The organism is Bacillus sp. JJ1566, assembly GCF_036962685.1.
Classification (GTDB): Bacteria; Bacillota; Bacilli; order Bacillales; family Bacillaceae_L; genus Ferdinandcohnia.
Genome location: NZ_JBALOP010000013.1, coordinates 19,029 through 31,956, shown reverse-complemented (window position 1 = coordinate 31,956; position 12,928 = coordinate 19,029). Strand labels below are relative to the sequence as shown.

Genomic DNA, 12,928 nt, shown 5'->3' with positions numbered 1-12,928 from the left:
GTGTAATGAAATTAGTAAAGTCTAAGTGGTCATCATTATTTATCGTGGTTTTATCTGTCTTAGTCGTGTTGGCTGGATGTAGCAGTTCAAGTTCCAATAGTAATCAATCAAATTCTGGTGAAACTGAAAAAGGAGTTTATGAAAAGGGAAAACCAGTAAGCCTTGTTGCACCAGCTGCTCCTGGAAGTGGTTGGGATTTGACTGCGCGCGCATTAGTTGAGGTGTTTACAAAAGAAAAATTAGTTGAATTTCCAGTACCTGTTATAAACGAGCCTGGTGCAACTGGAGCAGTATCACTGTCACAGCTTGTAACAGCAAACAAAGGCAAGATTGATAAGCTTAGTGTTACATCAACTCCTATCATGTCCAATTATCTTCGTGCTTTATCAGATTATTCATATGAGGATGTTACGATGATTGCACGACTTATGACAGAATATTATACGGTTGTTGTACCAACTAATTCAAAATATCAAACACTTACAGATTTATTAAATGATATCAAGGCTGACTCAAAAAAGGTTGCTGTTGGGGCTTCTGGTGATGATCAACTTCCATTTGCTTTATTAGTTGATGCCGTGGATGGGGATGCTACAGCAATTAACTTTATTTCATATGAAGGCGGCGGAGAAATTACGAATGCCTTATTAAATGGTGACCTTGCTGTAGCCATTTCCGGAATTAGTGAATTCACTGCTCAAATGGAAGCAGGTGAATTCCGTGCACTTGGTGTCTTAAGTGAAGAAAGACTTGGTGGAGTTATGAAGGACGTTCCTACCGCAATTGAGCAAGGAATTGATGTTACATTTGGTAACTGGCGCGGACTTATGGGGCCTCCAGATATGCCAGAAGAAGCAGTGAAATATTGGGAAAATGTAATCGAAAAGGCACTTCAAACAGAAACTTGGAAAGATTTAGCCGAAAAGAACCAATGGGAAACGACGTTTATGAAGGGTGAAGAATTCCAAAATTATTTAAATGAAGCAAACGATGCTTATAAAGCAGGATTAGAAAAAACAGGACAGCTAAAAAGATAATCTATTTTTCTTACATCGAAAAATAAGAAATAGAGGTGGTCATTTGAATAAAAATATCATTTCAGGTTCGGTGGTTTTAGCCTTTGCAATAATATTTACAATAATGGCTTTCCGATTACCACCATCTCCATCAGGATCTGTGGTAATTGGACCATCCGTTTTTCCGGGGGCTATAGGAATACTTCTCATCCTAACTTCTATCATCCTTATTATTTCTGGTTTAGTAGAGTTACGTCAAAATAAATCCAAAATAGTTAAGGTAAAAGGGGAACAGGAGGAAGGTGAACAACAGGATAAAAAGAAGGTAATCCTTATTTCACTCATCCTTTTTGGATATGTGGTTTTATTCGTTCCTTTAGGATACGTAATTTCTACAGTGTTATTTATATTAGGTCTATCAATGTATTTGGATAGAAAACATTGGATTCGAAATATTATTTATTCATTAGTTTTTTCGATAACAGTATATTTCGTATTTGATCGTTTGCTTTCTGTGTATTTACCTTTAGGTCCATTAGGTTAGGGGGTGGGGCGTATGGATATTCTATCTAATATTATCTCAGGATTTAGTGCAGTGTTAACATTAGAAACACTCGCGTTTGCATTCATAGGAGTATTAATCGGAACATTAACGGGGATTTTACCGGGAATTGGTCCCATTACAGCCATAGCCCTCTTGATTCCATTATCATATGGATTAGAACCAATGTCCGGTCTGATTATGCTAATTGGAATTTATTATGGTTCAATGTATGGTGGTTCGACAACAGCAATTCTAATAAAAACACCAGGAGAAGTAGCTTCTATTGTTACAACTCTTGATGGTTATGAAATGGCCAGGCAAGGAAAAGCAGGTAGAGCTTTATCTGCTGCTGCGATTGGTTCGTTTATTGCGGGGACGCTTGCAACGGTTGGCTTAATGCTACTTGCACCCGTTTTAGCTAAGACTGCCTATTATTTTGGTTCAGCAGAATATTTTCTACTCATTCTTTTAGCAATGTCGATGGTATCAAGCTTAACAACAGGTTCTTCATTAAAGGCTTATATATCAACTTTATTCGGTCTTTCAATCGCCATGGTTGGAATGGACCTGCAAACAAGTGTCCCTCGATTTACCTTTGGAGTCCCAAATTTATTGGACGGAATAGACTTTGTATTAATTGCGATCGCATTGTTCGCTATTCCTGAAGCAATAGAAAATATGGCGAAAAAGGGCAAATCTTCAAAGATGAATATTCAAAAAATTAAAGGATCGCAATGGATGACAAGGGAAGATTGGAAAAGATCAATCGGTCCTTTTGGAAGGGGTTCAGTACTAGGCTTTTTAATCGGAGTTCTTCCAGGTATTGGTCCATCATTAGCTTCCTTCCTTTCATATGGTATGGAAAAGAAGTTATCCAAGAATCCAGAGGAGTTTGGTAAAGGGGCAATCGAAGGGGTATCTGGTCCAGAAGCAGCTAATAATGCTGGTGTTGGTGGAGCTCTTGTTCCATTATTTACCCTCGGTATTCCTGGGTCAGCAACTACAGCACTGTTAATGTTTATTTTTATGATGTATGGCCTACAGCCAGGACCGGGCATGTTTGATTCGAATCCAACACTTCTTTGGGCGATTATTGCCAGCATGTACATCGGTAATGTCATGCTATTAATATTAAATCTTCCACTAGTAGGGGTATTTGCATCCCTTTTAAAATTACCAACTGTTCCACTATTCGTGGGGGTTGTCGCTTTTTCAGTATTAGGTGTATATGGAATTAACTTTAATCAGTTTGATTTAATCTTGTTATTTGCATTTGGTCTAGTTGGCTATGGGATGACACGATTTGATTTTCCGCTAGCACCAGCAGTAATGGCTCTTGTACTAGGACCATTATTAGAACAAAATTTCCGAAGAAGCATGGAAATTACGAACGGAAACTTGTTAACATTCGTTCAAAGACCAATTTCTCTAGTAATTACGATTTTTATTGTATTAATTGTTATTGTCCCTATGATAAATACACTAGTGAAGAAAATCAGAAATAGTAAAAATGCAGCACAATCAGATCTAGAAACAAATGTCTAATATTCAAAAGCACAAACGATCCTTTAAGAGAAGGGTCGTTTTTTTTATGTAAACAAAACATCAAAGCAAATTCGAAACAGGAACCAATAATTGTCCTCTAACATACATTTAAGTAGACGAAAATAATGGTTTTAAAGGAGAAGAAGAGAGATGATAAGACAAACGTCTGGTTATTATTGCCCTTATTGTCACGGATACTTGGAACCACGTAATATGTATGATGAGTACTATTACCAGCAGTACTTGCCACAATACCCTGTACCTTATTATGGCTGGGATTGGAATCGAAATCCTGAAACGATTTTAGGCAAAGCCACTTGGACATGGGGTGGTGTACCAACAAAATGTGAGATTGGATGGTCCTATGATAACAATATGACTGTGGCGGTTGGTGAAAATAGCCCATTTAAATGTGGTCAACGATTACGAATCCGAAATGTGTCGTTTGTCCCAAATCAAGACATCATCGTAACAGTAGTCGATCAGGTGAAGAAATTCCCAGCAAATCGAATCAATCTTCACCGTAAAGCGTTCGAAGCTTTAGGTGCATCCCCGAGTGTCGGCGTTTTAAATGTAGAAATTACACCAATCGATTAAAAAAAGTAGGAGAACAATGTCAGAATTGTCCTCCTTTTTCTACTTATTTTTCTAAATCCGATTGAACGAAGTTTTCGCGATGAATTTCTGCATCATTTGACTCAAGAAGATTTTCTGATTGTAAAGCATCGTAAGCAGGATTTGTGATATAAAGAACTTGATTTTTTAAATGTTGATCTTCCTTCATAACTTCCATCCTTTCCCATTTATAATACTAATATGGCTTTTTAAGGTTCTTTTTACACATGATACTCATATTGAAATTTTTTTATAAAAAGTAAGCACATTTTTGGTTGCCCTTCATATACTACTTATTGTGTGAGAAAACAGTTAGAAGGGAAGTACAAAACAATGAGCAACGAGATTAAAACACCAGTTACAAATGATTACAAGGACAAGGATGGGTACAAAGTAATCGAAGTCAACCTAAACAATCCAACAGAAAACCTATTTGCAGTCGTAACTCCTATTAAAATGCAGTAGGAAAATCAAAATACCATCTTTTCGTACGTATTCATACATAGAAAAGGTGGTATTTTTCATTTTGCTTAAAAAAGGATATGAAGTACAATAAAGGAAACGTAATAAGGGAGCATGACATGAACGAATTAAACAATCTCGTTGAATTATTTGAAAAAAATCGGAATGATGAAAATGCAGTTCCGATGCAGAAATATATGAGAAATCTGTTCCCATTCCTTGGAATAAAATCACCGTTAAGAAGAGAATTAATGCGCGATTTTTATAAAGAAACAGGTATTTTAAAGCTGGAAATTGATCTTGAACTAGTAAAACAATTATGGATGAAAGATGAACGAGAATACCAATATGCGGCACAGGACTGCTTAGTCAAGTCCATCAAGAAACTAAATATCTTCCACTTGGAATTTATTGAAATTCTTATTACTACAAAATCTTGGTGGGATACGGTCGATATAATTGCACCACATTTAGTAGGAAAGATCGCAAAGGAAACACCAAGCATCATAGAAAAGAAGATTGAAAAATGGGCATTCGGTGACAACTTATGGCTGAAACGCTCATCGATTCTGTTTCAACTAAAATATAAGGAAGAAACAAATGAAAGATTCCTTTACAAATACATAAAAGCCAATGCAGATAGTAAGGAATTTTTCATCCAAAAAGCAATCGGCTGGTCCTTACGTGAGTATTCAAAGACGAATCCAGATTCAGTTCGTCAATTTATAAAAGAAAACACATTGTCGAAACTTAGTGTCAGAGAAGGTAGTAAATATATTTAAAGCCAGGGCTCACACTTTAAAAGCATCAAATACCTTTACATTTTTGTGTAAACATACTATGCTTAAAGAAAGAATATTCGCAAACTACTAGGGGTGCCCGATTGGGCTGAGAGAAAAACGGACGTTTTTTAACCCTTTGGACCTGATCCGGGTAATACCGGCGGAGGAAAGTAGAGTGGAAAACTTCCATTTTTTTCTTACTACTTAAGCCAGGTCCATTCATGTGGATCTGGCTTTTTTGCGTTTTTCTTATCTATCATAATAGGAGGCTACTAGAATGAAACTTCAGAATCAGGTTATTCTCGTTACAGGCGGCGCACGTGGGTTAGGGAGTGAAATTGTAAAAGCAGTTGCTAATGAAGGAGCGAAAGTGGTTATTAATTATTTCAATAGTGAAGAAAAAGCTCATTCTTTAAAAGACGAAATTGGTGAAAATGCGATTGCCATTCATGCAGATGTGCGGAATCGGGAACAGGTACAACACTTATTTGCTGAAGCGAAAAAATATTTTGACCAACCTATCACAACAGTTGTAAATAATGCCTTAATTAATTTCCGATTTGACCCCATCGCAAGAAAAAACGCAGAAGATATTTCTTGGGAGGATTATCATGCACAGCTTGAAGGTGCAATCCGAGGAGCTTTACATACGACCCAGGCTGCGGTTAGTGATATGAAGGAACTAGGCTTTGGACGCATTGTGACCATTGGCACAAATCTTTTTCAAAATCCAGTCGTTGCTTATCACGATTACAACACAAGTAAGGCGGCACTACTAGGATTCACACGAAACATGGCAAAAGATCTTGGTGCATACGGCATTAACGTTAACATGATTTCAGGAGGATTACTTCAAACAACCGATGCGAGTTCTGCCACTTCTGAAGAAGTTTTCCAATTAATTAAGGATTCTACTCCACTTCAAAAAGTCACGACACCAGGGGATGTTGCAAAAGCAGTTCTTTTCTTTGCATCTCCTTGGAGCAAAGGTGTAACAGGGCAGAATCTTGTCGTTGACGGCGGATTAGTAATGGACTAAATCTTTAAGGGGGATTCATTATGAGTAAAACATTAAAATTGACTATTACAGCAATGTTTGTTGCGATTGGAACAGTTACAAGCCATTTGTTTGCAATACCAATTGGATTCACAAAGGTTTTTCCAATGCAGCATTTTATTAATGTACTTTCTGCAGTAATCCTTGGCCCTGCATATGCCGTTCTTCAAGCTTTTTCAGTATCATTACTTCGAAATATGCTTGGAACGGGTTCGTTATTCGCATTTCCGGGCAGTATGATTGGGGCATTTTTAGCAGCATTATTATATTCAAAAACGAAGAAAGCTTCAATGGCGATGACTGGTGAAATTTTCGGAACCGGGTTATTGGGTGCAATGGCTTGTTATCCAATCGCCACACTCTTTATGGGCCAGGATGCCGCCCTTTTCGGTTTCGTACCGTCTTTTATTTTTAGCTCAATTGCAGGTTCCATCTTTGGATTTATAATTGTTGGAATCGTATTAAAAAACCCAGCTTTTAAAACTTATCAAGAACGAAACTTCTAAAAGTAAAAAGACTAAACAGATTGTTGTTTAGTCTTTTTTAGATAAATAAACCACCGATAATATAGAGCACAATTGCAATTACGCCACCAATCGCTGAAACCTTTAATTTATATTGAGCATAATCGACTAAATCCATATCTAAAATCGATGCTGTTGTAATCGTCGTGTCACCAAGTGGAGAGGTTAATGCACCGAAAGCACCACTCGCAAAAACAGCTCCCACCGTTAACGGGATGGAGGCACCAGTTGATAAAGCAAGTGCAATCCCAAGCGGCATAAATAACCCCCAGGTTCCCCATGAAGACCCAATAAAATATCCAACAACCGACCCGATTAGAAAAATCGTTGCAGGCGTTAAAAAGCCGGGTAGAAATGAACCTAAGGTTGTACTAATAAAACCTGAAAATCCAAGTTCCTCTGCCGATAATGTTAGAGCCCATATAAGAATAAGCAGGCTAATCGCCTGCATCATTTGATTGCCACCATCGTAAAAATGATACATAATTTCGTGTAATTTCTCTTTTCGAATCACATAAAAAACAAATGTAAAAATGAGAGTGATAAACACTGCTAATAGCATTACAAAGGTTGCATCAGCCATTGAAAATGCTTCAAAAACAGTTTGTGCCCCGCGAGATTTGCCATCCTCCCATAATAGATAGAGTGACAATCCTAAAAGTAAAAACACTGGAACAATTAAATTCCAAGGCTGTGCTTTTACGAGAGATAATTCCCTTTTTATTCCAATTCGATGAAATTCATGTTCATGTTCTTCGTCATCATGATTTTTATTTGACTTCGATTTTGTTTTGGAGGGCCAAAATGTTTGAATGATTCCAATCAGGAGCATAACAATTGCATAAAAATTAAACAAGATGCTTAACAGGAAAACTTCATAGGCAGACATTCCTAAATCAAGCCCTTTAATTCCACCTTCAACAAGCGATACCATAAAACCAACGAATGCGGTCGCAACGGGTAACAGAACGATTACAGATTCGGTTGAAATATCTAATGTCATACCGACCTTCTGTTTTGATAGGTTCATTTTTTTTATGAGTTGTTTAATAATGGGACCAATCATCATAATCCGAAACATTGGCATCATAAAGGTAAAAGGGAGGGTGAACCAAATTAAACCGAGAAGTCCTCGTTCACTTTTAATTTTCTTCCCAATCCATTCCGTAAATCCTTTTATACCTCCGGCGATGTTCATCATTCCAACTAAACCACCAAACACATATAAAAAGCTTACGATTTTAATATTGGTTGGATCTGATAAAGTTGTCACAATATATGTAATCGATTGCCCAGTTCCGCCTAATAAATCAGATGTAACAAGTATTGCGCCAACTAATAATCCTAAAACAAGACCAGGTAAAATATCCTTCAGCCAAATCGCCATACCAATTACGATTAAAAAAGGAATTAGAGAGAGCCATGTATGTTCCAAACCATTGTCCTCCAATATGCAGAAATATTCATTTGGTTAGTATGACCCATTTTGGAGGGGAGTATTTTAGACATAAAAAAGCACTTCCTTGAAGAAAGTGCTTTGTGAGACTTAGAATAATCCTACTAATTGTTGAATGGCTAAAATACCGAATAAGGCCAGACATGCTACTAAAACGATATTTGACAAAACATTATTGCTGAATTCTTTTCCAATACGTTTTGAATTAAGTAGCCATAGTAAACTTATTGATAAAAAAGGCATAAACAAAGCTCCAAGTGCACCATATAAAATAATTAGTTCAATGGGTTTTCCAAAAAATAAAAGAAGCATTGGAGGGAAGGTGAGCCACGCTAGATAAGCTCGGTAAGCAGGATCTTTTTCAGTTACAGAACGATTTTGTTCTTTTTTCATAAGTCGTACAAAGTCTGCAAATAGGTAAGGAACTCCATTCCAAACCCCTAATAACGAAGAAAATGCCGCAGACCAGAACCCAATTAAGAAAAGCCATGTAAACACGCTTCCAAATCTATTTCCAATCATCTCTGATAATTGATATAACCCTTGTTCTCCTTGAATAGCAATTCCAGAGCCATAGAGAAACTGGCTTCCTACTATTAAAAGCGAAAGAGTGAACAACGCAGTCATAAAATACGCTGCCTTTGAATCCAGTCTCATCATTGGAATCCACTCTTTTCCTTTCCAACCTTTTTCTTTTATCCAATAACCATAAGAGGCCATCGTAATTGTTCCACCTACACCACCAATAAGTCCAAGTGTAAGCATAAAGGAACCTTTAGGAACGGTTGGAACAAAGCCTTTCAATAACTCACCAATATTAGGAAAAAATAGTACTGCAGAACCAATTACTGTTACAAACATTAGTCCAATTAAAACCATCATTATTTTTTCAAATAAAAGGTAACGACCACCCCAAATGAGGGCGAATCCTACAATTGCATGAATAACGGCCCACCCCCAAAAGGGAAGTATGGGAAACATCGCGGTCATCGCTAGAGCACATGCAGATGTAGCTGCGGCTCCATACACAAATCCCCAAATAACAGAGTAAACCCCGAAATAACCAGTAGCCCATTTGCCCATTTTCTGCCAGCCTTCAATAATCGTTTTACCAGTAGCAAGGTGGTAACGTCCTACACCTTCATTTAAAAAGTGCTTAAAAATAGAACCAAGAACAATAGCCCAAACAAATACAAGACCAAAGCCTGCCCCTGCAACCAATGCTGCTACAAGATCACCAGTTCCTACGCCGGTAGCCGCTACAACCATACCAGGCCCAATCATAGCCACTTTTTTCTTAAAACTATTTGGTGCCTGTATTGGCGTATTAAGATTTGACATGAAGTAACCCCCTCTGTGATGTTGTCATACTATTATGAAAGTTTGGCGTTTTACGATTATATCATATATCGTAAAAATCCACTTGGTCTATTAGTCTGAATTTTTCTAGGGACATTCACCCAAGCAAGATGGTTTGTTTCTCCTCTCACAATTGATAAGATGGTACTATAGCTAACGGAAGAAAGGATGCTTACAAATGACAAATATAAATATACCAGTCTCTGTTCTAAACCTTGCGCCAATTCGGAAGGGGCAGAATCAAAAAGACGCAATTGACGCCATGATTGATTTAGCACAAGCAACAGAAAATATGGGATACACACGATATTGGATTGCCGAACATCACAATTCACCAACACTTGTTAGTTCAGCAACCCCCATTTTGATAAAACATACATTAGAGCATACTGAAAAAATTCGAGTTGGCTCTGGAGGTGTAATGCTTCCAAACCATTCACCATTAGTTGTGGCTGAACAATTTGGGACAATGGCCACCATTTATCCAGATCGTCTTGATTTAGGGCTTGGTCGAGCTCCTGGAACTGACATGATGACAGCAAGTGCATTAAGACGCTCTAATAATGAATCTGTTTATACTTTTCCGAATGATGTAAATGCATTGCTCACTTACTTTGGACCGATGGAGCATCAAGGATATGTCAAAGCCTATCCCGGAGTAGGGACAAATGTTCCAATTTACATTCTAGGTTCTTCAACGGATTCAGCCTATTTGGCAGCAAAATTAGGTCTTCCTTATGTATTTGCATCCCATTTCGCACCAAGGTTTATGGAAGAGGCAATCTCCATTTATCGTGATCGTTTTGAGCCATCTGAATATTTAAGCTCACCATACATGATGGTTTGCTTAAATGTAATTGCTGCGGAAACAGACGAAGAGGCAAAACGGGAAATCACAACGATGCAACAATTTTTCTTAAACATTGTTCGTGGTACACAAAATCCATTGCTACCACCAGTAGATAACATGGATGAACTTTGGACTCCGCCAGAAAAAGAAATGGCCAGCTCCATGTCCAGTGTCACATTGTTAGGCAGTAAAGAATCCATTCGCAATCAATTAACAAGCTTCCAAGAAAAATATAATGTCAACGAACTTATGGCCGTATCTTACATCTATGATCCGGATAAACAAAAGCGTTCATATGAGATTTTAAAAGAAGTTGTAGATGGTAAGTAAGTGTTCTAAATCATTTTTTGATTTAGAAATTTATATTTTTAAGAATTTGGGCAATTGTAAGCAAATTGCTTCACATTATTTATTAATCTTGATAGAATAAAGTGAAATTAAATATTGATCTATCTTCGGGGCTGGGTGAAAATCCCGACCGGCGGTGATGAGATTACTCTCTAAGCCCGCGAGCCGCAAGGCAGGATTTGGTGCGATTCCAAAGCCGACAGTATAGTCTGGATGGGAGAAGATGGAGGTTCTGCGCGTTCGAAAATTTTTCAATGATTGAACGTTTATTAAGCATACCTTTAACTCCCTCAAGAAGCCATTCTTGGGGGTTTTTATTTGAGTATTGCTTAAAAAGCCGAACCTTTCTTCTTTTGAGGTGGATCGACAAAAGAGGAGAGGAAAGAAAAAATGAAGAAAATACCTTTACGTCAATTTGTGGCAATTGCAATGTTGAGTACCATTTCGTACATCTTAATGTTTTTCAACTTCCCATTGCCAACATTCCCAAGCTTTTTGAATGTCGATTTTAGCGATGTTCCAGCATTACTCGCTGCATTAATTTTTGGACCGGGGGCCGGTATCTTAGTTGAATTATTCAAAAACATGATTGATTATTTCATCACCGGAAGTGAAACAGGCGTACCCGTCGGCCATATCTCAAACTTTGTTGCAGGGATTATTTTTGTCTTAACAACCTACTACATTTTCAAACTATTAAAAACAAAATTAGGCTTAACCATCGGATTAATTGGCGGTACAGCTATGATGGCAATCATCATGAGTGTTCTTAACTACTATGTTTTCCTACCGGCATTCAACTTCTTCTTGAATATTCCGGCAATGTCATCACCAGAAACACTCAAAATGGTGGTTTACGCAATCCTTCCGTTTAACTTACTAAAAGGATTGATCGTAGCAGTCATCTTCATGTTATTATATGCACGTCTACATCCGTGGATTAATAAACAAGCTTCAATATAAATGATTTGATAGGCAAGCACCCGCGAGCGGGTGCTTTTTTGGTTATATTGGGTTCTTACAAAATATCTCAAAGATAATTTTAGGGTTTGGGAGTTCGAAGTGTCCGCGAGACTGTGACTCGAAGACAGATAAAGGTAATTTCGTCGGTTATCTGTCTCTGATACATTTTTTCAAAGACAAGAGCTAGTTACTCCACTTTTGAACTGTCTCTGAGATCGGCTCTCGAGGACAAACACCAGCATTTTCATGGGCTAATTGACTCTGACACTGCTTCTCATAGACAAAATATAGTAAGTCCACTTTTGAAGTGTCTCTGAGACCGGCTCTCGAGGACAAACACCAGCAATTTCATCGGCTAATTGTCTCTGACACTGCTTCTCAAAGACAAAATCTAGCTAGTCTATTTATAAAATGTCTCTGATAACCGGCTCTCAAGGAAAAAAGCTAGTAAGTTTTATTAAAAATGTCTATGAAAACGATCACTCATTCATAGTATGTCCAACGATTGTTTCTAATCATTTTATAATTCTTATCAAGGACTCTTTGGATTCTTTTCTTCGACTCTACAATTTGACACCACTCTTGAACCAAATTCGTTGTTATCTTATATTCAGGAAAAAAAAAGTTTCAGTTCCTCAACACTTCTTATTATTGCATCATTAACTAATTCCACATGACCACATCTAATACAAACACCATTTCTTCCATCAACCTCGACCGACAAACTTCCACACTTCCCACAACACATCCCTTTCCGAAACTGCTCATAAGTATACTCAGGCAATCGACTATACGGAGACTCTGGTATGTGCAATGAAACCAGTTTTTCTGCAAGTACTTTATGTTTATTATTTAATTTTGTAGTAGACTTATTTAGATTTTGAAAAAATGCATTTAGTTGTGTAGGGAAGATAATCGGTGTATTGAGTGGTGCTTGGTAAAGAGTGAAGGCGGGATTTACAAAAACAACATATGATTGAATGGGTATTGTAAATCCTAGACTTTGGAGCATTTGTCGAAGTAAGGATTCGTTGCGATGAAGTTGTATGAGAGGATTGTTCCTTTCTACTTTAGGTCTCTTGTAAAGTCGGTCCGATTCGTAATAAAAATCACCATCGTAATTTCTCACTTCAAAGATATAGAGTATCTCAGGTGTAATTACCAGGGTATCAATTTGAAATGTAGTGTTATTAAATTGAAGCAATAAATCATTTAAAACCAAACAATCACATTCTAGTTTTTCTGTGAATGAATCAAATAACAGTTCTCCTTCATAACCCTTAATTTGATTTAAAAAATACTGCTTGTCTGCATTGTTTAAATCCATTCGAGCATCTTGGGTCTTCATTATTTTGATGTTGATGGATTCAGTTCTTTGTTTGAATATCATACCCCACAACCTTTCTA

Annotated in this window: 14 protein-coding genes and 2 riboswitches; of the genes, 10 read left to right on the top strand and 4 right to left on the bottom strand. The window is 37.4% G+C overall.

The window, feature by feature from the left end:
* Positions 1-5: 5 nt before the first annotated feature.
* The 4 genes from V7112_RS06540 to V7112_RS06525 all read left to right on the top strand — a co-directional run bounded on the left by V7112_RS06540 (position 6) and on the right by V7112_RS06525 (position 3,702).
* Positions 6-1,037 (top strand): tripartite tricarboxylate transporter substrate binding protein, encoded by a 1,032-nt coding sequence (locus V7112_RS06540; RefSeq protein ID WP_335416936.1) that lies wholly within the window; start codon positions 6-8, stop codon positions 1,035-1,037.
* 43 nt (positions 1,038-1,080) lie between these two features.
* Positions 1,081-1,560: a tripartite tricarboxylate transporter TctB family protein gene (locus V7112_RS06535; RefSeq protein WP_335416934.1), complete on the top strand. Its 480-nt coding sequence runs from the start codon at positions 1,081-1,083 to the stop codon at positions 1,558-1,560.
* Between the two features lie 12 nt (positions 1,561-1,572).
* Positions 1,573-3,105 (top strand): tripartite tricarboxylate transporter permease, encoded by a 1,533-nt coding sequence (locus V7112_RS06530; RefSeq protein WP_335416932.1) that lies wholly within the window; start codon positions 1,573-1,575, stop codon positions 3,103-3,105.
* Between the two features lie 150 nt (positions 3,106-3,255).
* On the top strand, positions 3,256-3,702 hold the full coding sequence (locus tag V7112_RS06525) for an RlpA-like double-psi beta-barrel domain-containing protein (RefSeq protein ID WP_335416930.1): 447 nt from the start codon (positions 3,256-3,258) through the stop codon (positions 3,700-3,702).
* Positions 3,703-3,745: 43 nt separating this feature from the next.
* On the opposite strand, the gene V7112_RS06520 is transcribed toward V7112_RS06525, so the two are convergent.
* Positions 3,746-3,889 (bottom strand): hypothetical protein, encoded by a 144-nt coding sequence (locus V7112_RS06520; protein WP_335416928.1) that lies wholly within the window; start codon positions 3,887-3,889, stop codon positions 3,746-3,748.
* Positions 3,890-4,053: 164 nt separating this feature from the next.
* Here V7112_RS06520 and V7112_RS06515 point away from each other — a divergent pair, with 164 nt between their 5' ends.
* From V7112_RS06515 to thiW, 4 genes are all read left to right on the top strand, one after another.
* Positions 4,054-4,185: a hypothetical protein gene (locus V7112_RS06515; RefSeq protein WP_335416926.1), complete on the top strand. Its 132-nt coding sequence runs from the start codon at positions 4,054-4,056 to the stop codon at positions 4,183-4,185.
* Positions 4,186-4,301: 116 nt separating this feature from the next.
* Complete coding sequence (locus V7112_RS06510) at positions 4,302-4,964, top strand: DNA alkylation repair protein (protein WP_335416923.1); 663 nt, start codon at positions 4,302-4,304, stop codon at positions 4,962-4,964.
* Positions 4,965-5,043: 79 nt separating this feature from the next.
* Positions 5,044-5,150, top strand: a riboswitch (TPP riboswitch).
* A gap of 91 nt (positions 5,151-5,241) precedes the next feature.
* Positions 5,242-6,003, top strand: a complete 762-nt coding sequence (locus tag V7112_RS06505) for a 3-oxoacyl-ACP reductase (protein ID WP_335416921.1) — start codon at positions 5,242-5,244, stop codon at positions 6,001-6,003.
* Between the two features lie 20 nt (positions 6,004-6,023).
* Positions 6,024-6,527, top strand: a complete 504-nt coding sequence (gene thiW, locus V7112_RS06500; RefSeq protein ID WP_335416919.1) for an energy coupling factor transporter S component ThiW — start codon at positions 6,024-6,026, stop codon at positions 6,525-6,527.
* A 37-nt stretch (positions 6,528-6,564) separates the two neighbouring features.
* On the opposite strand, the gene V7112_RS06495 is transcribed toward thiW, so the two are convergent.
* Both V7112_RS06495 and V7112_RS06490 read right to left on the bottom strand, forming a co-directional pair.
* A complete protein-coding gene (locus V7112_RS06495; protein WP_335416917.1) occupies positions 6,565-7,980 on the bottom strand; it encodes a Na+/H+ antiporter NhaC family protein in 1,416 nt (471 codons plus the stop codon).
* A 111-nt stretch (positions 7,981-8,091) separates the two neighbouring features.
* Positions 8,092-9,342 (bottom strand): Nramp family divalent metal transporter, encoded by a 1,251-nt coding sequence (locus tag V7112_RS06490; RefSeq protein WP_335416914.1) that lies wholly within the window; start codon positions 9,340-9,342, stop codon positions 8,092-8,094.
* Positions 9,343-9,538: 196 nt separating this feature from the next.
* On the opposite strand from V7112_RS06490, the gene V7112_RS06485 reads away from it, so the two are divergent.
* Together V7112_RS06485 and V7112_RS06480 are read left to right on the top strand one after the other, a co-directional pair.
* Positions 9,539-10,540: an LLM class flavin-dependent oxidoreductase gene (locus tag V7112_RS06485; RefSeq protein ID WP_335416912.1), complete on the top strand. Its 1,002-nt coding sequence runs from the start codon at positions 9,539-9,541 to the stop codon at positions 10,538-10,540.
* 117 nt (positions 10,541-10,657) lie between these two features.
* A riboswitch (FMN riboswitch) is annotated at positions 10,658-10,787 on the top strand.
* 161 nt (positions 10,788-10,948) lie between these two features.
* Complete coding sequence (locus V7112_RS06480; RefSeq protein WP_335416910.1) at positions 10,949-11,521, top strand: ECF transporter S component; 573 nt, start codon at positions 10,949-10,951, stop codon at positions 11,519-11,521.
* Between the two features lie 610 nt (positions 11,522-12,131).
* On the opposite strand, the gene V7112_RS06475 is transcribed toward V7112_RS06480, so the two are convergent.
* Positions 12,132-12,911: a nuclease-related domain-containing protein gene (locus V7112_RS06475; RefSeq protein WP_335416908.1), complete on the bottom strand. Its 780-nt coding sequence runs from the start codon at positions 12,909-12,911 to the stop codon at positions 12,132-12,134.
* Positions 12,912-12,928: the final 17 nt, after the last annotated feature.